The sequence below is a fragment of the Pleionea sediminis genome, assembly GCF_007570825.1.
GTDB lineage: Bacteria > Pseudomonadota > Gammaproteobacteria > Enterobacterales > Kangiellaceae > Pleionea > Pleionea sediminis.
In genome coordinates this window covers 1,134,618-1,157,380 of record NZ_SUNB01000001.1, presented here as the reverse complement: position 1 = coordinate 1,157,380, position 22,763 = coordinate 1,134,618, and the positions used below count along the sequence as shown (strand labels likewise).

At 38.9% G+C, this 22,763-nt stretch carries 15 protein-coding genes; 13 read left to right on the top strand and 2 right to left on the bottom strand.

The window, feature by feature from the left end:
* The first annotated feature begins 3 nt into the window (after window positions 1-3).
* Entirely contained in the window at window positions 4-8,298 is an 8,295-nt protein-coding gene (locus FAX86_RS22590; RefSeq protein ID WP_144392159.1) for a calcium-binding protein, read from the top strand.
* A gap of 86 nt (window positions 8,299-8,384) precedes the next feature.
* Here FAX86_RS22590 and FAX86_RS04570 read toward each other — a convergent pair whose 3' ends face one another.
* On the bottom strand, window positions 8,385-8,660 hold the full coding sequence (locus FAX86_RS04570) for a hypothetical protein (protein WP_144392158.1): 276 nt from the start codon (window positions 8,658-8,660) through the stop codon (window positions 8,385-8,387).
* Between the two features lie 73 nt (window positions 8,661-8,733).
* Here FAX86_RS04570 and FAX86_RS04565 point away from each other — a divergent pair, with 73 nt between their 5' ends.
* The 8 genes from FAX86_RS04565 (at window position 8,734) to FAX86_RS04530 (ending at window position 19,239) form a co-directional block, all read left to right on the top strand.
* Window positions 8,734-9,318 (top strand): hypothetical protein, encoded by a 585-nt coding sequence (locus FAX86_RS04565; RefSeq protein WP_144392157.1) that lies wholly within the window; start codon window positions 8,734-8,736, stop codon window positions 9,316-9,318.
* Window positions 9,319-9,391: 73 nt separating this feature from the next.
* A complete protein-coding gene (locus tag FAX86_RS04560; protein WP_164503456.1) occupies window positions 9,392-10,297 on the top strand; it encodes an alpha/beta fold hydrolase in 906 nt (301 codons plus the stop codon).
* Entirely contained in the window at window positions 10,294-11,430 is a 1,137-nt protein-coding gene (locus FAX86_RS04555; RefSeq protein WP_144392155.1) for an RNA polymerase sigma factor, read from the top strand. The genes FAX86_RS04560 and FAX86_RS04555 overlap by 4 nt, the downstream gene beginning before the upstream one ends.
* 300 nt (window positions 11,431-11,730) lie before the next feature.
* Complete coding sequence (locus tag FAX86_RS04550; protein ID WP_144392154.1) at window positions 11,731-14,424, top strand: M1 family metallopeptidase; 2,694 nt, start codon at window positions 11,731-11,733, stop codon at window positions 14,422-14,424.
* A 232-nt stretch (window positions 14,425-14,656) separates the two neighbouring features.
* On the top strand, window positions 14,657-15,685 hold the full coding sequence (locus FAX86_RS04545; protein WP_144392153.1) for an amidohydrolase family protein: 1,029 nt from the start codon (window positions 14,657-14,659) through the stop codon (window positions 15,683-15,685).
* A gap of 132 nt (window positions 15,686-15,817) precedes the next feature.
* Window positions 15,818-16,387: an alkyl hydroperoxide reductase subunit C gene (gene ahpC / locus FAX86_RS04540; protein ID WP_144392152.1), complete on the top strand. Its 570-nt coding sequence runs from the start codon at window positions 15,818-15,820 to the stop codon at window positions 16,385-16,387.
* A gap of 140 nt (window positions 16,388-16,527) precedes the next feature.
* Window positions 16,528-18,105: an alkyl hydroperoxide reductase subunit F gene (gene ahpF, locus FAX86_RS04535; RefSeq protein WP_144392151.1), complete on the top strand. Its 1,578-nt coding sequence runs from the start codon at window positions 16,528-16,530 to the stop codon at window positions 18,103-18,105.
* Between the two features lie 165 nt (window positions 18,106-18,270).
* Window positions 18,271-19,239: a DUF1353 domain-containing protein gene (locus FAX86_RS04530; protein ID WP_144392150.1), complete on the top strand. Its 969-nt coding sequence runs from the start codon at window positions 18,271-18,273 to the stop codon at window positions 19,237-19,239.
* A 3-nt stretch (window positions 19,240-19,242) separates the two neighbouring features.
* On the opposite strand, the gene soxR is transcribed toward FAX86_RS04530, so the two are convergent.
* Window positions 19,243-19,695 carry a redox-sensitive transcriptional activator SoxR gene (gene soxR, locus FAX86_RS04525; protein WP_164503455.1) on the bottom strand — a complete coding sequence of 151 codons (453 nt, stop codon included), beginning with the start codon at window positions 19,693-19,695 and terminating at the stop codon, window positions 19,243-19,245.
* Between the two features lie 228 nt (window positions 19,696-19,923).
* Here soxR and FAX86_RS04520 point away from each other — a divergent pair, with 228 nt between their 5' ends.
* The 4 genes from FAX86_RS04520 (at window position 19,924) to FAX86_RS04510 (ending at window position 22,656) form a co-directional block, all read left to right on the top strand.
* Window positions 19,924-20,325 carry a VOC family protein gene (locus FAX86_RS04520; RefSeq protein WP_246128545.1) on the top strand — a complete coding sequence of 134 codons (402 nt, stop codon included), beginning with the start codon at window positions 19,924-19,926 and terminating at the stop codon, window positions 20,323-20,325.
* A 125-nt stretch (window positions 20,326-20,450) separates the two neighbouring features.
* Window positions 20,451-21,125, top strand: coding sequence for a hypothetical protein (locus tag FAX86_RS04515; protein WP_144392148.1), 675 nt, complete (start codon window positions 20,451-20,453; stop codon window positions 21,123-21,125).
* 291 nt (window positions 21,126-21,416) lie between these two features.
* On the top strand, window positions 21,417-21,575 hold the full coding sequence (locus FAX86_RS22155) for a hypothetical protein (RefSeq protein ID WP_164503454.1): 159 nt from the start codon (window positions 21,417-21,419) through the stop codon (window positions 21,573-21,575).
* Between the two features lie 73 nt (window positions 21,576-21,648).
* A complete protein-coding gene (locus FAX86_RS04510; protein WP_144392147.1) occupies window positions 21,649-22,656 on the top strand; it encodes an AraC family transcriptional regulator in 1,008 nt (335 codons plus the stop codon).
* The last annotated feature ends 107 nt before the right edge of the window (window positions 22,657-22,763 follow it).

Here is a 22,763-nt window from a genome sequence, read left to right as displayed (position 1 = left end):
CTAATGAGTAGTATAGAATCAAAATTTATTCATTCAATGTTGAGTGTTGCCTCTTATGTTGAGTTCGAAGAGGGAAAATATCTTTCTGATGAAATTGTTGAGAAAAGCCTGAGCAACAATGGTGACTGGAATACAAATAGTCAAAAAATAAAATTCTTTGTTAAAAATTTCAGTGTTGCTTATCATCAGCCTGACACAGAACTATCAGATTTTTCAGCAACTATTTTTAAACTTAAAGAGAGCGATTTTAATCGAGCCTCAACTACGCCCTATATTTTCTCTGCAAGGGGTACAGCAGGGATGAAGGACATTCTTGATGCAGATATTGATGGAATAGTTAGGAGCGGAATTCCTAAGAATCAAGTTTTAGAGTTAAAGAACTTAATTAATAAACTTAAGACACCTCTAAATCAACCGTATGAATACACGTCACGTAATTTTACATCTGAGTTTGGATTTGGACCGGTAAGGATGGGTGAAGAAATCACGACTGAGTTACGGTATGATGGATTAGGTTTATCTGAAATATTTCAAAGTAAAATGAACTCTACCGGTCACAGCTTAGGAGGAAATCTTGCCGCGGCTTACGGTAGACTTTTTCCTGAATTGGTAAATGATTACTATAGCTATAATAGTGCTGGTACAGCAGGACTGCTCGAGAAAGTTAAAATTAACTTTTGGAGAGAAGAGTCTAATGAAGACAAGTTTTATAAAGATATAGGGGGGCAAAGTAGTTATAATAATTTTGGTAACTCTTATAATGTTTTTGCTGAAGACGGATTAGAAGTAGTCACAAGCGACTTTTGGTTTGAGCAACTTGGTACACGTATTCCTGTAAATATAGAGTATGGAGTTCCTGGTACAGATCATTCATCTGTTGGCTTGTCTGACTCTTTGGCTATAGCTTGGTTGTTTTCAAAAATTGATGAAAGATTCACTCTTAGTGATTATTCAAAATTACTTGATAGTACATTCCACCTAGAGAATTATTCTTATAAGCTATTGATATCACATTTAGGAAAAGCTCTCTATGACAATACTTATTCAGATCATTGGACAGGTATTTATGAAATTTCTGAAAAATTAAAAGCAAATCCGATAAGATCGAAGATAGGAATTTTAAGTGGAAAAACGTATAGTGAGTTACTGGATTATTATGATAACGGAAGTGATGTGCGGAAGAAGGCAGTTATATTTGCTATAAATAATGCTGCTCCATTTACTATTGAAAAAAATTTAGCGTCCTATAACCAAATTGATCTAGAGGCGTATAAAACTGATACTATTAGTGCTCTTTTGCAGATGCATCGTGCTAAATTAGATTCATTCGAAAATGATCGTTATACAACTAGGTTACTATCTAAAGTTCCAGACCTTGCAAATGCTTCTTATCAAACAGTGAATGATATTGAAGTAACTAATAGAACCGGTTTTACTTTGAGTTTTGATAAAGAATTTAAGTTTGGTAACAGTGAAAATAATACACTGGTATCAGAAGGCTTAGAAAGTGAGTTATTTGGTTTTCTGGGTGATGATAAGTTAAATGGAGGAGCAAAAAACGATCTTCTCGATGGCGGTTCTGGAAATGATGAATTAAAAGGCCTAGAAGGTGTTGATACTTTAATCGGGGGTAAAGGCGATGACACTCTGGTTGGTGGAAAGGATAGTGACATTTTATGGGGTGGACAAGATTTTGATACATATGAATTCGACCGTTTTTCAGGAAATGACACTATTGAGAATATTTATGCAGTATCTACTGGTGATATAGATGGCGAAATAAAGTTTGAAGGTCATGTGATTGATGGTACAGGAGCTAAGAAAAAGAGTAAGAGCTCAGCTATTTTTTACGATAAAGATAATGGCGTTGTTTACTCTCTTATCGAGAAAGATCTAACGATTGAGTTCGAGGTTGAAGGTAAAGTTGCTTCGTCTGTTACGGTTCGTGGTTTTAAGAATGGAAATTTAGGTATCAACCTACCCATCGACTCAGACGAAGTGGATGAACAAGAAGACAACACAACTTCTTCTATAACTCTGACTGATTATTGGAATCGCTATGAAAGAAGCGAATCGATTGATGAGTATATGAGCCGTGCTGAGCCAGAAATGCAGTATCTTGCATATTCGATTTCTGATAATGAGAGTGACAGAGGAAGTCAGTTAGTTACTAATGATACTGAATACCGTAGTCGGATAGTTGGTCATCTCGGTGATGACAGATTAATAGGCGGTAATGTCGACGACAAAATATGGGGCGGTTCTGGTAATGATTACCTAGCGGGAAGATCTGGTGACGACAACCTCGTGGGGGATGCTGGATCTGACTACTTAGATGGTGGTGACGGCGCGGATATGCTGAAAGATGGCGATCACTTTATCAAAGACATGATATGGCGAAATGAAGGCGTCCAGGATGATGAAATACCCTACACAACACGAGAAGAATTTAATGCGATAGCTGCATATCGTCATGATAGAGATACACTAATCGGTGGTATTGGCGATGATGATTTACGAGCAAGTCGCGGCGATGATTATCTGAATGGTGGTGAAGGAGAAGATCGTTTAATTGGGGGGGCGCATAATGATCGCTTAGAAGGAGGGGCTGGCGATGATGTTATTTTAGCCGATGGAATGTGGTCGGTTCGCTACGTTATGGATTGGTCTGATGATGATAAGGTTTTAATACAAAATCGTGAGCCTGGCAACGGCAACTGGAATTTAATCCCTTATATTGAAAATGCAAAAGAGCATGCTGGTGACGATACCATAAACGGTGGAGATGGCGACGATTATATTGTTGGCGGAGCGGGCAATGATGTTATTTACGGTGGCGATGGAAAAGATCAGATTTTAGCTGATGGAAATTATGATGCCGAAGCCAAAGAGACAACCATTGAAGTGGAAGAGCAATTTAATGGTGATGATATTGTTTATGCTGGTGCTGGAGATGACAAAGTTATTGGTTACGGTGGTGACGATACCATTGATGGTGGAGCAGACAATGATGAGTTGATCGGTGACCATGAGGATATGCCTGAAGAGCTTCATGGAAAAGATATCATTAAGGGTGGCGCTGGCGACGATAAAATTCGTGGTAATGGCGAAGATGATAGACTCTACGGCGGAGCTGGAAAAGATATTATTGGCGGTGATAAAGGTAATGATTATTTAGAAGGAAATGAAGGAGATGATGAACTGCAGGGCGGTGAAGGAGATGATCGCTTATTAGGTAATGCTGATAATGATGTTCTATTTGGTGAAAAGGGAAATGATTATCTCGATGGCGGTTCGGGCGATGACAAGCTTGTCGGTGGAGAAGGAAAAGATATTTTAATCGGTGGCCTTGGTAAAGATGAACTTTGGGGAAGCGAAGGTGAAGACCGTCTGTCAGGTGGCTCCGGAGACGACAAACTCGATGGCGGTGCTGGAAACGATATTCTAGCCGGAAACTCAGGGATTGACCGATTAGATGGTGGTGCTGGGAATGATATTTACATTGCAAATATCGGCGATGGCACTAGCTATATTGTTGATGAGTCTGGAACAAATACTATCCGGTTTGGTGCAGGAGTTAGCGCTGCTACTTTATCTGTAATGCAAATGGATACTGGGATAGAAATCAATTACGGCGCAGGCGACCGCATACTACTCAAGAATTCTAATATAGGAAAAATAGGTAATTTAGAATTTATTAATGGTCAATCTATGAGTATGGCTCGACTGCTGAACGACTTAGAACCCAAGCCAACGACAAGTACATCGACATGGATGAATGCGAGTATAAATGACTTATCTTATTCGAGAGAGAACAATTCATTAATAGTTCGATACACTGGTGAAAATGCCGATTGGATCAATACAGCGGGATTAGATGTCGGCCGCTACTTATATACTATGGAGACAGTGACTGAAAATGGTAAGACATATCAGCAAATTCGTTTTATTAATTGGTTTAATGCTGATGCCTCAAGATATTTGAATTCAATTCATTTACCTAACGGACGTGTCGATTTAACTGACGTCGATTACGACTCTTCTAATTTTGAAGGTTCAGAATACTCTGACTCTGTAACAGGCTCAATAAATAGTGACTTTGTAAGTACCGGTGGTGGTAATGACATTGTTGAAGCGTCAGGTGGTGATGATGAAATTATTGCTGGAGCTGGTAACGATCGAATTTCTGGAGGAGCTGGTAACGACACCTATTATTTTAATATAGGTGACGGACAAGATGTTATTAGAGATTCTTCCGGGAATGATCGTATTATATTCGGAGAGGGTATAAAACCAAGCTTGTTGAAGGTATCTGAAAAGCCTTCTGGACTTTTGATTGAGCTGAATGATACTGGCAGCGATTCAATATTAATTGCAAATTGGTCAAACACATCTGACGATAAAATTGAATCTTTCGTTTTCACTGATGGAACAGTTTTGTCTTCTTCTGATATTGAAAGTTTAATTCAAGGAAACCGAGCTCCTAAATCTATTGCGATGATCGAAGATCAAACTATTGCGATGGGTGAGCAATTGGAGATCGATTTGTCTAATGGCCTTTTTTCGGATCCCGATGGTGACAAGCTTTCGTATCAAGTTAGTGCTCCAAAAGGACAAACTCTACCCACTTGGTTGCAGTTTAACTCTGAAACTGGAGTATTAACTGGTCGTCCTGATTTTGGCGACATAGACTCTTTTGATGTTGTTGTAATTGTGACCGATACATCTGGATTCTCAACATCTCAAACTTTTTCGGTTTCTGTAAGTGAAGAACTAGGGTACCTGGGTACTAATGGTGACGATGTCATTATGGGTACAGATAAAGTCGATAAGATAAACGCATTAGCCGGTAATGACATTGTTAACGGTAAAGCTGGTAATGATATTATTATCGGAGGAAAAGGTGACGATAGACTTTACGGCAACTTTGGAAATGACACCTTTATTTTTTCTCTAAATGATGGTGTCGATACTGTCACAGCGAAAGAGTGGGATTTCTCACAGTTTACCTATCATGACATAATCAAGTTCAACGAGGGTATATCTTCTGAAAATATCAAGTTGACACGAGGACAAGAAGACTTTGAATCTCTAGTTATTGATTATGGTTTTATTGGTGACCAAGTCATTGTTCAACACTTTTTTGATGGAAATAAACCGCGAAATTCAATCGATAAAATTGTTTTTTCAAATGGTGTTGAGTGGGATGTTGATACGATCATTCAAAAAGTTGAGCATACCATTAACAATGATGATAACAAGATAGTACAACTAACATCTGACTCCGTTACTATTAATGCTTTAGCAGGAGATGACCGAGTTTATGGAAACGATGGAGATGATCATCTGTTAGGTAATATGGGGGATGACTTGTTATCTGGAAGTTTAGGTTCAGATTTATTAGAAGGTGGACCTGGAGAAGACCGGCTTTTTGCTGGGTTAGGTAATGACACTTTGATTGGTGGAGAGGGTAATGATCGTATCGAGCCAAATGGTGGAAACAATCTGATTCAATTCTCGAAAGGTCATGGAATGGATCTTATCAAATACCGGCTAGAAGAAGGTCAAGATGTCATTTATTTTGATGAAACGATAGATCCTGCAGATATCGAATATTATCGATATGGCGATCACATGGTAATTTCTACTGGTGATGAAAACTATGTCATTGTCGAATACATGTTTGGTCGTTATGTTCAATCGAAAGATATTAGAGAAAACATTTCGCTTAAAATTGGTGAAAATCAACCCGTTGCTTTAAAGGAAATTGAAATAACAGGTGGTTGGTTTGACTTAAAGAAACAACAACCAGTCGATACTCGAATATTTAGTGTGTTCAATTATGAACATGGTTACATGGGCGACAGTAATATAAGCGAATTTGAAAATCGAGTTAAAACACCTGACGGCAATAGTGTGGTCTATGGTTCTGATCAAAATGATTCAATATCAACAGGTTATGGCGATGATCTCGTTAGAGCTGGAGCGGGTGATGACCGCATCGATGGAAAAGGCGGCGTAAACCGACTTTATCCTGGTGAAGGGAATGATAGGATTTCAGCCTCAGGTACTACCTATTTGTATTTGGAAGAAAATGCAGGGAATGATAGCGTAAGTCGTGCTTCTCGGGGACTGGACAATCTGTTTATTAATTTGCCAAAAGGAATTCCATTAGACTCACTGAAATATTCATTAGGTGATAATAGCGATGATATTATGGTTTCTAACTTTAATCGAGACCTGAATATTGAATATGGAAATTCTGGTGAAACAATCACATTGGATAATATGTTAAAAATTGAGGATGACAATGTCTCAATTAAGTACGAAGTATCAGTTCAAAATGAAATTGGAGCAATTTTCAACGAGCAGTTAATAGATGGTTTTTTAAGCCAGCATAACTTTGCACCGAAAGCGAATGATGATACTGGTTATTCGGTAGCTTCTGGTAAAGTTCTTGAACTAGCTGTTTCTGATATTCTTTCAAATGACTTTGATATGAATAGCGATGAGCTCTCTATCGGAAGCGATTTATCAAGTGAAAATGGAAGTGTTGAACTAGATGCAGTTAATGCTGTTATCCGATTCACTCCTAATAGCGGATTTGTTGGACAAGCAGTAATAAATTATTTTGTTACTGATGGAGAGCTTCGATCGGAAGAGTCTGCTTCGATAGCGATTGAGGTGACAGTACCACAAACGGAAGCGGATAATGATTCAGATGAAGAGACAACTGTTACAGATGGTACAGGCAGTGATTCTGGTGATTCCGGAAATGTAGATTCTGGAAATACTGGTTCTGGTGACGTTTCTAACGGTGATTCAAATCAAGGAGATGACTCAAGTACTGGCGACGATGCTAACCAAGGCACTGGAACACAAGATCCTTCAAGCTACACGCATCATATTGTTGGTTCTGATGTTGCAGAACAACTCTATCGCTCAAATGACTCTGATTATATCGAGGGACTTGGCGGTAATGATCAGTTGTTTGGACTAGGTGGCGACGATTACCTCGATGGTGGAGAAGGTGATGATTACCTGGATGGTGGCCAAGGAAGCGATATCTTGATAGGTGGTGAAGGAAATGACCAGCTTGGTGGTGATGCGGGAGATGACATTTTGATCGGCGGTAGCGGCGATGATATGTACGTTTTCAAACCAGGAACAGGTCACGACATCATACGTAACGGAATCGGTGAAGATGGTACGGACTGGCTGATTTGTTCTGGTGATATTACAGAAGACCGTCTGATATTTGTTCGAGATGGCGACAACTTGATTATTCAAGTTCAAGGTTCGGAAGATCAAATTACCGTTGAAGATTGGTTTTTAGGCGATGCTTATCGAATCGATTATATTCAACCTTCGGGAGGAACTGGAATTCCTGCTTCAGAAATTGAAAATAGACTCACAGAGTCTGATGACTCCACTGAAGAAGAGGATACTCCAGTGGAAGATAATACATCTGAAGACTCTGATTCTGAAACTACTGAAGATACGAACGAAACAACTTGGTCGATTCCTGACTCTTCGGAATTTACGAATTATGTTGAAGGTACTGAAAATCCGGAGCAGCTTTATCGAAGTCACAGTGATGATTTTCTCGATGGATTAGGTGGAGATGACCAGTTGTTTGGTTTGGGTGGAGATGATTTCTTACACGCCGGAGCTGGTAATGATTATTTAGATGGTGGTGCTGGCAACGATACTCAATTCGGCGGTGCGGGAGACGATCAACTCGGTGGTGATGTAGGTAATGACTTACTAGTTGGTGGAGCAGGAGATGATCGCTATGTTTTCAGGCCTGGAGCTGGTCAAGACATAATCGATAACTCCGTAGGAGAGGACGGAACGGACTGGTTATTGTTTACTGGTGACATAACTTCCGATCGACTCAACTTTAGTCGTTCGGGGAACGATATGGTTATAACCATTTCTAATTCTGACGATAAAGTAACTGTGAAAAACTGGTATCTAGGTAACGAATATCGTATTGATTACATTCAACCTTCAGGCGGTTCGGGAATATCTGCTTCAAGGATTGAGACTATGGTTAGTTCTTCTAAGCTGGGTTCTATTGAAATGAATCATTCAATAGATACTCTAGCTATGAATGTAGAATTGATTTCTGAGCCTGAACTAGATCAGACTGAGATGGCTTTGTCATCGATCGATGAAACTATCATTAATATTATTCATGAGCGTGCGTTGGTTTCTTCTAAGCAAGGGGATGAGTTAAGCATGCAGAAAAATGATAATGTTTCTAATGACTTAGATTGGTTCTCCGTACTTTAAGCAAGCTAAGAAAGCCCAATAGCGAGAATTTATTTTTACTATTGGGCTATTTTTTAATGAGATGAGCGTATTCCTTCATCTTAACATTAGGAAACCTTAATTCTCACTACTCTCATGATTTCCATATCAAACCCAGCGACTTGCTCTTTATCGGGGTAGTAGGTCAAATTCACACGTTGTCCTTTCAAATCTCTATACTTCTTCTGGCGTTTATACTTAAAAGGTACATCGTAGCCTTCAAGCATGATTGTATTTATAAACCACTCTCCTTCTTCGCGTTGAACGTGAGAGGCTACTTTTTTAAAGTCTGATTGAATTAAGTTTTGATGATTTTTTAACAGTTTATCGACGTCATTTTTCATAATATAGAGATTAAAGCTACTTAGTTTGAGTTATAGCAGGCTGGTTTCAGCCTGATATGGACGAGGAGTGATAATGATAAAAGGTCTGTCCGTCGTTTTAAAGGTGATTATGGTCATTGCCATTGTTGCTGTAGGCATGTATGCCACTGTGAAAAACAATTGGCTCCCTCAACCTGTTGCCGAATTCTTTGGCAAAGGAGACTCTGATTTGCGGACCTATTATCAATGGCAAGATGGTCGAGGTAATTTACGCATCAGTCGCGAACCACCCGCTGATGGCAGGGTTTATTCGACCTTTCTTGGTAGTCCTGACTTGGTCACAAATGAGGATATTGAGCGGCTTTCATCTCAAGCTGTTGAAGAAAAATCTTCAAAGCAGGACTCATTTGAGCTAACAGAGCAGCCTAAAATAAAAGTGATCAAGAGTTATCGCGATACTTTACGAGAGAGGTTGGTTCAACGTGAAGTAACCACTCAATGTCGATGGTTAATTAATCAACTATTTGAGATTGAAAGAGAGGTCATTAATTATACTCAAAGAGAAAATAAGATAGATACCAGCCAGTTATGCCGAGACTATCGGGCGCAAATGAACCTTCTTTCGGTTAAAAACTGCAAGGTGAGAGAGGAGGATATTCAGGGAAAATATTGCCGATAAACAAAAAAGATTGTCACACTTACCGACTTCATGGTGACTCAGTTATAAATTCAGTCAATTAATGGAGAAAAAAATGTTTGCTAACCTTCGTCGATTTGTGTGTAAATCATCTTTACCACTTCCCGTTTTAATAGTTTTAATCATAATAATGACGACTCAACAGTCTAATGCTGCAAAATCTTTTCAAGTAAATAAGGTTGGATCTGGAACTCCTATCATCTTAATACCTGGTTTAATGTCAGACGACCGTGTGTGGAAGCCTATAGTCGACTCTCTTGCGCAAAAATATGAACTTCACTTAATCAATATTGCAGGTTTTGGCCGAACTCCACCGATTGAAAACTTTTCATTAGAAAAAGTAAGAAATGAATTACATGGGTATATACAAAAAAATCAATTGAGCTCACCGACCGTGATTGGTCATAGCCTCGGTGGAATGATCGGTTTTTGGTTAGCAAGTATTTACCCTGAAAATATCGGTGCAGTCATTTCTGTCGATGGATTACCATTTATTGGGCCTGCTTTCACTCGTTCGAACATGACAACTGCAGAATCTTTAATGCCACAGGCACAGCAGTTTCGCATGATGTACCAAAACATGACGCCACTGCAAGTTCGTGCACAGACGGAAATGGGACTTAATATTCAAGCGGCATCTGAAGAGGGAAAGAAAACTGTTCTAGAGCTGGCCTCGCTATCCGATCCTTCGACGATTGGCTCTGCCATGTATACGATTATGACAACCGATTTACGAGGAACGATTGAAGGTTCGAACGTTCCTATGCTTCTACTGGGGGCGTCGGGAGGATTTTCAGGCGAGTTTCAACATCAACAAGCTGAAGAACTTTATAAAGCTCAGTTGGAGTCTGTTCCAAATGCCACTGTAAAGATGAATCGTCATTCTCGGCATTTTATTATGTATGATGATCCTGATTGGTTAATTGCAGAGATATTAAGTTTTCTAGGTACACCCAAATGAATTATTCAAATGTGTCGGCCTTTGAAATTGATGTATCTCTAGCACAACAGGGAGACCAAAAAGCATTTACTCGACTTATTGAGTCCACAAAAAATACGGTGTCCAGTATTGCTTTAGCAATTGTCAAAGATATTGATGCGAGCGAAGACGTTGCTCAGCAGGTTTATATTGCAGCATGGAAAGGGCTGACTTCACTTAAAAATAACGCGAGCTTTTTACCTTGGTTGCGACAAACAACTCGTTATAAAGCTTTTAATTATCTTAGAGATAATAAAGTTGCTGATCGAATAAACAGTGACGAAGCCGAACTGCTGATAGAATCTTTTTGTTTAAGCGATGACTTACCTGATGAAGCAATGCATCGCCAAAATCAAACTGTAATTTTAAAGCAAGTACTTGATGAGTTACCGGAAGAAAGTCGCGAAATAGTTCTACTTTATTATCGAGAAGAACAATCAACGCGTCAGGTTGCTGAATTACTCGAAATCCAGGAAAGTTTAGTAAGAAAACGGTTATCTAGAGTACGTGAGGTGCTAAAGTCTCAACTGCTAGAAAAATATGGACGCATGATCTTATCAACAGCGCCAACGATTGGTTTTGTTGGCGTTGTTGCTAGTGCGTTAACTGGAACAAGTCCTGTTGCGGCGGCAACCATCGCTACATCAATGGCAAGTGGGAAAACGACTCTGGCCAGCAAAGTCATTGCATTTTTAGGAGGCGCTTTTATTGGAATAGCCGGTGGTATATTGGGTGCTTGGTGGGGAGCAAAGAATCAAATTGATAGTGTTAATGATGCAGAAATAAAAGAGCAATTGATTCGCAATCGTAATGGATTAATTGTGTGGATAGTTTTGTTTGGCGCGTTGTTTTCTTCAAGTTATCAATTTACGACAGGCTGGGTAGGCCCAATGATTTCTTACTTGTTATTTTTCATTGGTCTTATCGGACTTATATGGAGAAATAATCTTTATTATGACAAGAAAAAGTACGGAAAACGTGAGTTAACAATCAAAGAGCAAAAGCGCCGGCGCTTTGAGTGGTTTTGTGGTCGCTGGGGTAGTTTGCTCGGAGGAATAATGGGATTTGGCGGTTTGATTGTCGGACTATTATCAAGCGGTCGTTTATCGTTGTAATTTATTAAAGTTTAAACGGATTGGGTCAACGGATACTTTTTGGTGATGTTATCTTTGTCGACTCCTTCCAATAGTAATGTTGATTGAAGGGAGATTTCTGCAAGATGTGCGGCTAATTCAAGTTAGTTTGATAAGAAAATCTCCCTTCGAGCTAGTTATTTGTAAATAAAGCTGTTCGGAAATCAACTCTTTAATGTCTTGATACATTTTCTTCTGTAAAGAAACATGATTTTTTAGTACTAGCGGGTAATATCTTGGGATACACCAAAATTACTTCTAACTAAAAAAACAGGAACCATTATGAGACAGCTCTTTCAATTATTGGGCCTCGCTATAAGTAGCGTTACTTTGATTAGTACCGTTAGTGCAACGGATATTCCAACCGGACAGTTACCGACATCAGTAGAGCCAACGCATTATGATCTCGAAATAAAACTGGATCCAGAAAATGAGCGATTTTCTGGCTTGGCAACAATCGACATTGTGGCGCACAAATCCCTTCCTTATTTTTATATGCATGGGCAGGAACTGAAGGTTGATCAAACTTGGTTAATGTCTGGAAATAAAAAAATACCTGCGACGACTGAAATGACCAAAGTAGAAGGGGTTATTAAAATTATTCCAAAGGAAGTGCTTAAAAAAGGAGAGTATGAAGTTTCATTTGAATACAACGCTCCTTTTAATGAGAATTTACAGGGACTTTATCGTGTAAAAGATGGCGACCAACATTATGCCTACACTCAAATGGAGTCCATCTACGCTCGATATGCATTTCCTTCTTTCGATGAACCGAGATTTAAAACTAAGTTCGATCTTGATTTAATCGTACCGGAAAAATTAACGGCAATAGCAAATACGCCAGAAGTTAAAACTGAGACACTCAATAATGGTTGGAAAAAAGTTTCTTTTGTTACCAGTAAACCTATGCCAACTTATCTTTGGGCAATAGCCGTTGGCGAGTTTGACGTTGTCGAGTGGACTGCGATTCCTAAAAATGACGTTCGGGATTTTACAATACCGTTGCGTGGTATTGCGACAAAGGGAAAAGGAGAAAAGCTTAAATATGCATTGGAAAATACAGAAGCTGTACTTTACTCATTGGAAGACTATTTTCAAAGCGCGTACCCTTATCGAAAGTTAGATATTTTAGCGGTTCCCGATTTCGCTGCTGGCGCCATGGAAAATCCTGGAGCAATTACTTACAGAGAACAGTTATTATTACTCGACGAAAATGCATCAATAGGACAAAAGCGTCGCTATATGTCGGTACACGCTCACGAATTGGCGCATCAATGGTTTGGTAATTTAGTGACGCCCGTTTGGTGGAATGACATTTGGTTAAATGAAGCCTTTGCAACCTGGATGGCCGCAACCGCTCTTGATCGCCATTTTCCGGATCAACAATGGCGCCGCAGTCAGAGTCGAAGTTCTAAAAACGCAATGAATGCCGACTCGATCCCCTCTGCTCGAAAAGTACGTAATCCTATAGAAACCAATGGCGATATTATTACGGCTTTTGATGGCATAACTTACTCGAAAGGTGGTGGCGTATTGTCAATGATAGAAAGCTTTATGGGTGAAGAGAACTTTCGTAAGGGTGTACAAAAGTATATGGATAAGTATGCTTGGAAAAATGCTGACGCCATTGACTTTTTTGAAACTATAGCAAGCGTGCTGGAGCCAAAACGTGCAGATAAAGTTGTAGCATCATTTAGAAATTTTGTGGAGCAAGCCGGAGTTCCTCTATTAGATATTGATAAAACCTGTGATGATGAACGTACAGTCTTGAATATTACTCAAGAAAGGTACGCTCCTGTTGGCACCGAGTTTAAAGAAAAGACTTTATGGAATATCCCGGTTTGTATGAGTTATGAAGTTGATGGTGAGGTTTCTCAACAGTGTCAAGTGATTGCTGAAGCGCATCAAAAAGTAAAGTTGGAAATGTCGGGTTGTGCTGAATGGGTCATGCCTAATGTTGCTGCAGCGGGTTACTACCGTTTTAATTTTGATTCAGAAGGCTGGAAAGACTTAATTGCGAATTTAAATAAAGTATCCGCTGAAGAGGCTAATGCAGTTATCGATAGTATGTCAGCGGCATTTGGTAGTGGCACTTTAAAAGTAAAAGAATTGGTTGATGTGATTCCAACAACTTTACAATCGGACTCATGGGAAGTCATGGTGTCAGGTATGGGAACATTAGGGACATTAGTTTCATACGCCGATGAAAAAGATAAACCTCTATTTCGTAAAATGGCCGGAGATATTTATAGGGACGCTGCAAATAACTTAGGCCTCGACAACAATACTGAGTTTGATAAAACAAAGCCATTAGATGCAACTCAGCTACGAACTCGCCTAGTCTCTTTTATGGCAAATACCGCTGAGGATGCTGCAGTTAGAAAAACTTTAACAGAGAAAGCTAAAGATTATGTGGGTTATAAAGGTGACAAGCAGTTTCATGATGAAGCAATTATTCCTTCTCTTCGTTCGACTGCAATGGGAGTCGCTGTTCAAGAGTTAGGACAGCCATATGTTGATTTTTTGATTGAAAAACTCAGCACCATAAATGATGGTACATTGCGAGGGCGTATTATCTCTGCATTGACTGCAACTAAAGATCCAGAAATAGCCAAGCAACTTATAGAATTAAGTTTATCTCCTGCGGTTCGAGATAATGAAAAGCCTTCCTTTTTGTTTGGGTTAATGGGTAAAAAGGAATTGGATGCAGTGATGTGGCCTTGGTTGCAAAATAATTTCGACAAGTTAATTACTGGTTTGCCATCAAACTATCAAGCTTTCGCTCCTTATTTATTTATGGGAGAGTGTAAGCAGGAAAAAGCAGAGCGCTTAGATGGTTTTTTGAAGCCTCGCCTGGATAAACTAATTGGTGCTGATAGAAATTTTGTTAAGGCTAAAGAATATTTAAACCAATGCTTGGCGCAAAAAGAGCAAGTTAAACCACAAATTGCAGATATGGTTAAAACGATGCGCTAAGAAACTTATTTAGTATCTGAATAAAAAAGGAGCCTTTTGGCTCCTTTTTTATAATAAGCGGCAATTAAACCAAGAAGCTCAAGGTAACGCAGAATGCGATGTGTTGCACAAAAAGTCAATAAATTTATTGTGGTTAAACAGGCGTTTTCAAATGAAGGGACAATTGATCCGACCTGACATACCGGTTATTGGTCCTTATAATGTGCCAAAATAAAATCTTTCGGAAATAATAATGCGCATAAATGGTCACGGGCACTTGTTGCCAAAACCCAGCCAGATTCCTGCTTTCATGCGGGAGAAGAAATATTTTTGGATTGATGATGATTGTCAGTTTATGCATCAAGGCAATTGGAAGCGTCCAATAACGGATCCCAGTTTTTTTCTTGAAAGAAAACTAGAATGGATGGCTGAAAATAACATTGCACATGAAGTGGTATTAACGCTTTCACAACTCTATTGCAATGGCCTAGCCGAGTCCGAAACAAGCGATATTCTTTGTTTTCAGAATGATTTTAATGCAGAAGTTCAACGACAACACCCTAATGAATTTACAACGGGATTTGTTGTGCAGCCTGCCCACTTGGATCTAGCGCTTAAGGAAATGAAGCGCTGTGTTAAAGAGTTGAACATGAAGATGCTCTGCCTGAGTACTCATTACCAAAATCATTCGGGAGAATGGGTTTCCGTTGCTGATGAGTCGGTAGCACCCATTTGGCAACTGGCTAACGAAATGAACTTAGCTTTAGAGATTCACCCTTATGATGCCGGTAAAATGGTGAATTTAAAGGATAAGTTTTGGCGGAATCATCTTGTCTGGATGATGGCACAAACCGCTGATACCTATTTGATGTTTACGCTTAATGGGTTTGCCAGTAAGTACCCAAACGTACGAACCTGCTTTGCTCACGGTAATATGTTAGGACTTGCTAACCATGGGCGAGTAATTCAAGGGGTTGAAGGGCGACCCGATCTGTTTCCTGGTGTACATCACCCAAACGAAACGAAAGGCCAACCGAATGTTTTCTTTGATACTCTGGTCCACGACATCCATACACTCGAATTGATGCTCAATCGTTGTGGGGCATCGCAAATGGTTTGGGGCGTCGATGATCCTTATCCACTTGGCGAAATGGATACTGTCGAGGGATGCTACCCAGGTATTTTTCTTGATGAAGCAGAAAAGTCTGGCGTCTTAACCTCTGACGATAAACAAAAAATCATGAATTCTAATGTACAACGCTGGCTAGGCATTGATTTATAAGCAGCTTTTAAAAGATATAACTTATGTTCGTAAAATGCGAACATTTCTATTTTTATAATCTATTATACAGATGGTTCGCGTTTTTCTATTATGACTCCTGAAACTTGTTAAACGTTTTTTCAGGAGTCATCCATGACACAATCAATTATTAACACAAAGCTAAAACCATTTAAATCGACTGCATTTCACAAAGGCGAGTTTGTTGATTTAACTGAGAAAGATGTCGCCGGAAAATGGGGTGTTTTCTTCTTCTACCCTGCCGATTTTACTTTTGTTTGCCCAACGGAACTGGGTGATATGGCAGATCATTATGCTCAATTGCAAGAAATGGGCGTGGAAGTATATGCCGTATCAACCGACAAACATTTCACTCACAAAGCTTGGCATTCAAGCTCCGACACCATTAATAAGATTGAATTTCCAATGTTAGGAGATCCGACAGGAGAGATTTCTCGAAACTTTGGCGTCTTGGTTGAAGAAGATGGTGTTGCTTTACGTGGAACTTTTGTGATTAATCCAGAAGGTGAAATTAAAGTGGCGGAGATTCATGACTTGGGAATCGGTCGTTCGGCTTCTGAGTTAGTTCGTAAAATTCAGGCTGCTCAATACGTTGCTGATCATGATGGCGAAGTTTGCCCTGCAGCTTGGAAGCCAGGTGAAGAAACATTAACTCCTTCTTTAGATTTGGTCGGTAAAATCTAGTTAACGGACCGACGTTAACCAAGCACATGTTTTGGGCCGGTCTTGCTTATCGTTGAGAGCTCAACGAGCAAGCATCCTCCAATTGTTAAAAGGCCGGCCCGTTTTCTTATTCACAAAAGTTTTTCGTTCAGGAGTTCGTTATGTTAGATCCAAACATGAAAACACAACTCAAGACTTATCTTGAAAATTTAAAAAATGAGATTGTTCTAACACTGACTCTTGATCAGCAGAAAACCTCTCAAGATTTGAAAGCTTTGGCCAAAGAGATAGCTGAGCTGTCTTCAATGGTCAGTGTGGAAGAAGATGGTAGCAGAAAGCGCAAACCTCTAATGACTGTCAGTCCAAAAGGTGGAAGCACAAAAGTTGCATTTGCGGGTTTACCAATGGGGCATGAGTTTACATCGCTGGTATTAGCGTTACTGCATGCGGGTGGCCACCCGATGAAGCTTGATAATGACACGATTGAGCAGATAAAAGCTTTAACGGGTAATTTCGAGTTTAAAACTTATATTTCACTATCATGTCAAAATTGTCCTGACGTTGTTCAGTCATTGAATATGATGGCTCTTATAAATCCGAATATTAAACATACAATGATTGATGGTGGTTTGTTTCAGGAGGAAGTTGATCAACTCGGTATTAAAGCGGTGCCTTCAGTGTTTTTAAATGATGAGTCTTTCTCTCAAGGCCGAATTACTTTAAAGGAAATCTTAAACAAAATAGATTCGAGTGCAGCGAAAAGAGATGCTAAAAAGTTATCAGAAAAAGACGTTTTCGATATGTTAATTGTCGGTGGTGGACCAGCTGGTGCATCTGCTGCGATTTACAGCGCGCGAAAAGGATTAAATACAGGCATTGTCGCAGATCGGTTTGGTGGTCAGGTAGCCGATACAGTCGGTATTGAAAACTTTATTTCAGTACCTTATACCGAAGGTCCAAAGCTGGTTGCGAGTCTTGAACAGCATGTGACTGACTACGATGTTGATGTTATGTCGGGACAAAAAGTCAAAGCAATTAATAGAAGTGATTTATTCGAGATAGAGACGGAGTCGGGAGCTAAGCTTAAAAGCAAATCCATCGTTCTGGCAACGGGCGCTCGATGGAGAAAAATGAACGTCCCTGGAGAACAGGAATACTCAGGAAAAGGAGTTGCTTACTGCCCCCATTGCGACGGACCTTTATTCAAAGGAAAGCGTGTTGCGGTTATCGGTGGTGGTAATTCAGGAATTGAAGCTGCAAGTGACTTAGCGAATATTGTTGAGCACGTTACTGTTTTAGAGTTTAGCGATGTGTTGCGTGCGGATGACGTTTTACAGCGGAAGGCCAATTCTATGAGTAACATTGAAATTATTATGCAAGCACAAACAACTGAGGTGTTAGGCAATGGCAATGAGGTGACGGGATTACGTTATATAGATCGAGTAACAGGAGACTCCAAAGACATAGAATTATCAGGAATCTTTGTGCAAATTGGTCTTGTCCCGAATAGTGAGTTTTTAAAAGATACTATTGAATTGAGTGAGGGTGGTGAAGTGATTGTTGACGAAAGAGGACAATCGTCACTTCCAGGATTATTTGCGGCGGGTGATGTAACGACCGTACCTTTTAAGCAAATTATTATCGCAATGGGCGAAGGTTCGAAGGCCGCCCTCAGTGCTTTTGATTACTTAATGAGATTAGAGCCCTCTGAAAAATCCAAAGAGCAAAAAGCAGCGTAATAGTTTTTAGGTTTTGATGAGTTGTATCCAACCCTGAAAGCGCTTGAACAAGGATGTTCATTTTTTATATTTTTTTAATTCTTTATTAAAAAATACTCCAATAGCCTTGCAGTAAAAACTTTACTTAGCTAACTTCTGTTTTTTCTATTTAACTAGAACTCTATTGTGGATCAAATCTTTGCGCTTATAAAAAGCGGTATTGATAGATATATCGATGCTTTGTCATTTTTAATACCAATCTCTGACATCATTTTTATTAGTGTTGGCATTCTGTGGTTGACTGCCTCTGGTATTATCCTTTTCAAATTGATGCCGCGTGGTGTTCAGCTGCCTGACCCGAGAGATAGTGAAAGCTATTTACTGTGTAAGCCTGGAAGAATCGATTGGATTGTGGCTATAACGCTATTAACCTCAGCTCTTCTTATTGTTATTTGGTTATTTTTGAATGTGGTTATCTCTCCCTATGTCTTATTGATAGTCATATCTGTATTATTCTTTCATCTCATTTTCTTTGGTTGGCATTTTAAAGTTACCGAAAATATAGAAAGAAATTATTCTAACTCGACAAAGTGCTTAGACAGTACTGGTAAAGAATTGCGTGATAAAGGTGGTTTTTGGGTCAATGCGCTCAATGAATCTTTGTCGGTGCGACTTCCATTGAGAATGCCAAAGAAAGCATTAGAGATAGATAATTTTTATGGCGAATGGTTGATTCTTGAAAAAGGAGAAGCCATTGTAAATCCAGGTAAGCTTTTGGTTAAAAATCCCGAATCAATGCAAGAGTACGACTTTAGCCAAACACGTTCGTACGCTTGGAATGGCTGTTCACCAAAGTTTCGGTTTATGTGGTTTTTGGTGGGAACACCTGATTTATGGCCAATAGTGACTGCATTTCAATCTCAAAGAAATGAAGCAAAAAAAGTAATTCGACAAAAACGTTGGCAAGCAGCTCTCCGTGCTTCATTGGTTCATGACGCTTTTTATCAATATTTAAACTACTTTAAAGAGCACTCTGAAATTAACAAACTATATATTGACCGATTATTTTATACTCACTTACTTGAAGATGGTGTGCCATCTTGGCTTGCAACCATCTATTACTTAGCTGTGAGAGTTGGCGGGGGACGTGATTAATTTTTATCTTTTTCCTTGTTTGAGCAGAACTGGCCCCGGACCATCTTTGGCGACGATATCTTCTGGGTTTCTTAAATTGCATTTCTTTATAGATAAGCAACCACAGCCAATACAATCATCAAGTTGATCGCGTAGTCGTTCTAACTGCTCAATTCGTTGTTGCAAACTTTTCCGCCAGTTTGACGATAGCTTTTTCCAGTCGGAAGTTGTTGGAGTTCGATTGTTTGGTAACGCTTGAAAAACATTTTTAATCTCTCTTAAAGATACTCCAAGTGTTTGAGCCGTTTTTATTACCGATATTCGTCTGAGTACATTGGGTTCATAACGACGCTGATTACCGGCATTTCGGCGACTGCTAATAAGCCCTTCTTTCTCGTAATAGTGCAGGGTAGAAACCGCAACACCTGTACGTTCCGATACTTGGCCTACACTCCAAAGAATTTTTTCCTTCGTCATAAAAATATCTTGACCTCAAGTTTACTTGAGGTTTTACACTGTTTCGTAAACGTTATCAAGAGAAGCAGAGAATGAAAAAGTCATATAACAATGCGAAATCAAAACATTGTCAAACAACAGATTGTCAATGTAAGAATAAATGGATAACAGGAAAGTCGATTGACAATAGTTTTAAGTCTAAATTTCAAAAAGTATTTAATTCATTAATGAAAAGTAAGTGAGAGTGTGATGATAGTACCTATGCTACAAGGCATCGATCATATCCATATCTATGTGCCTGATAAAAAGAAAGCTAAAGATTGGTATTGCGAAAATCTCGGGTTTTCTCCTGTTAAAGAATTTCAGGACTGGGACAATGAAGAAGGTCCTCTGGTAATCAAAAGCGCTACTGGAGAGATCGTTTTCGCATTATTTGAACGTGATAAGTATTCAAAAATAACGTCAATAGCTATGAAAACTGATGGAAATGGCTTTAACCAATGGCGACAACACTTAATTAACTTGGGTGTTTTAGAACGGGTCAGTGATCACGGAAAAACATGGTCGTTGTATTTTCAGGATCCTTTTGGACATAACCATGAAATTACTAGCTGGGACGTAGAGTTAATAAACGAGTCAAATATTAACTAAGGTTCAAATTTTGACAGCTCTTTTTCTAGATCTCATTGTTTTGAGATAAATAATTATAATTTAACCCAGTTGGTTTATTCACTCGTTAACAAGGATGTTTTTATTTATTAAAGAGGGCAGAAAAAATGGGAAAAATTAACTTGGGCATTCTTTTTTTATTTATGGTTTCAGAAATAAGTGCGGCACCCATAAATAAAAATATTTCGGTAACTTTTGGCTTTGGAGAAAGTACTTATGAGAATAGTTTGTATCCTCCTCATGGACAAGACACATCCGCAAAGTCGTTCGAATTTCTGGTAGATTATTCTGTTAATGAATATTTATCGGTAGGTGCCGGGTATCTTGATTTTGGGAGAGCAAAACTTGGCAGTTATCCTACATCCTATAGTGTGGGCGGAGAATTATTTTGGGGTGACTCAGATACATATACTGATGGCGATGGCTTTATTTTAAATGCTTCGTTATCAACTGGCGACTTGTTTTCTAAGGTGAAGGCTTTTATTAGAGGAGGATATTTAGATTGGTCTTTCGAGGAATTGACTAAGGGGGTTTTAGAGAGTCAAATGGGGGAAAGGAAATTATTAAATCATAACCGAAAGTATAATGGTCTAGATCCCTTTTTAGGGTATGGCATTAGCTACCAGTTATTTAATAATACATTGATAAATATTACCTATGATAAATTTGATGTTAAATTGGACGAGTTAAAATCGATTAATTCTACGGATGGCACCAGTCGGACATTTAACTACAAACAAAACTTCGAAGTTTGGGCCTTTAAATTCAGTTATTTATTTTAATAGATTAAGCTCTTAACGAGCGAGACCTTTCAAAACTTGGTTGGGAAGGTCAACTATTTTGGAATTGATTTCAAGGATAGATGAGTGTTAAACAAGGATGTTCTATGAACTTGTATACTCTTAATTAATTTTACTAAGGCAATATTTCCTTTTTGTCCTCCAATGGTAATCACCTTATATTATTGTGTGTGTAGAGCAATTTTGTAATAGAAAATGGTATTAATTGACTGGTTATTTGTTGACTTGTTTATTATTGTCGCAAGGAAAATTATAAAGAACTAGGATCGCAATATGATTTCTAACAAATTCGCGGGCATTATGTTTATAACCGCCGCATCTGCATTTGCCGTGGCGGGCTTATTGGCTGAGCAAATACCCTTTTACGGAGTGACTGCCGTCTTCTTAATTGTCGGTGGAATGTTACTTCGAAAGCGGAGAAAGCCATCTTAAAGATAAAGGGTGATGTTTTTAAATACTGATAGCGGTATTATTTAGTCGATAAAGACTACTTGTTGGATAAATAATGCTCAATTTAGTCAGTACTTTGAATATTGGATTTTCATTAGTTATTGCTGCTGTTTTATTCATTTGTTTCTTATTTTTTCTAAAAGGTGAGAACAAAACTCCATTAACTTTAACCAGTTGCGGATTATTTCTGGCTTGCAGTGCAGCCCTTCAGGTTGAACACCTGACTTTCATGCAGTTTGGCGCTGAACCTTTGGATACACTGTATTACAGAGCCTTGTTGTTTTTGGCTCCACCTCTATTTTACTTTTTTTGTCGATTCTTATTGTTCTCTGATTATCGATTCAAAACCTATAGTGTCTCGCACTTTCTTCCGTTTTGCTTTGTGTGGTTTTTGCCTCGAGAGATAGCGGTTCCGTTTGCTTTCGTTTTAGGCGCTGGCTATTGCTTGTGGATGTCGCACGTTATTTATAGTCTTAAAAGTCATCGACGTAGGTTCGAAGTAGAATTTTTCTTCTTAGTGGTATTTTCCGTATTCGCTATTGCGGTGCTTATGTTCGGATTTTCTGCAACTTATGTTGATAGTGCCTATTTCTATCACTTTTATGCCAATGGTATTGCTTTGGCGTACATGCTTGTTACCGCAGCATTAGTCATTTATCCCGATCTTCTCAATGAAATAACAGATGTGGTAAGCATGAGTTACAGTAAATCAACGCTTACTAACATCAATGTGGATAAGCAAGTAAAGCGACTTGAGGAGTTAATGCAGCAATCACGTCTTTACCAAAATGAAAACCTAAATCTTTCAAGATTGGCTGAGGCGATGGAGTTATCGAGTCATCAATTGTCAGAGTTGATTAATACTCGGTTCGGAATGAATTTTTCTCAATACCTCCGAGACATTAGAATCAAGGAAGCCAAAGAACTGCTCAAAAATGAACCTGATGCTTCGATTTTGTCGATTAGTATGGAAACGGGCTTTAAATCGCAATCTAACTTTTATGCCGCTTTTAAGGACATAACAGGAATGTCGCCAGGCGCCTTTCGAAAATCAGTAGATTAGGTTCATATACTTCTATTTATCCACTCTTGTTTTCCCAGTTTATCATTCTGGAACTTTTTATCTTATTGATTAATAAGAACTAAATAATTTTTTAGTCAAAGTTTATC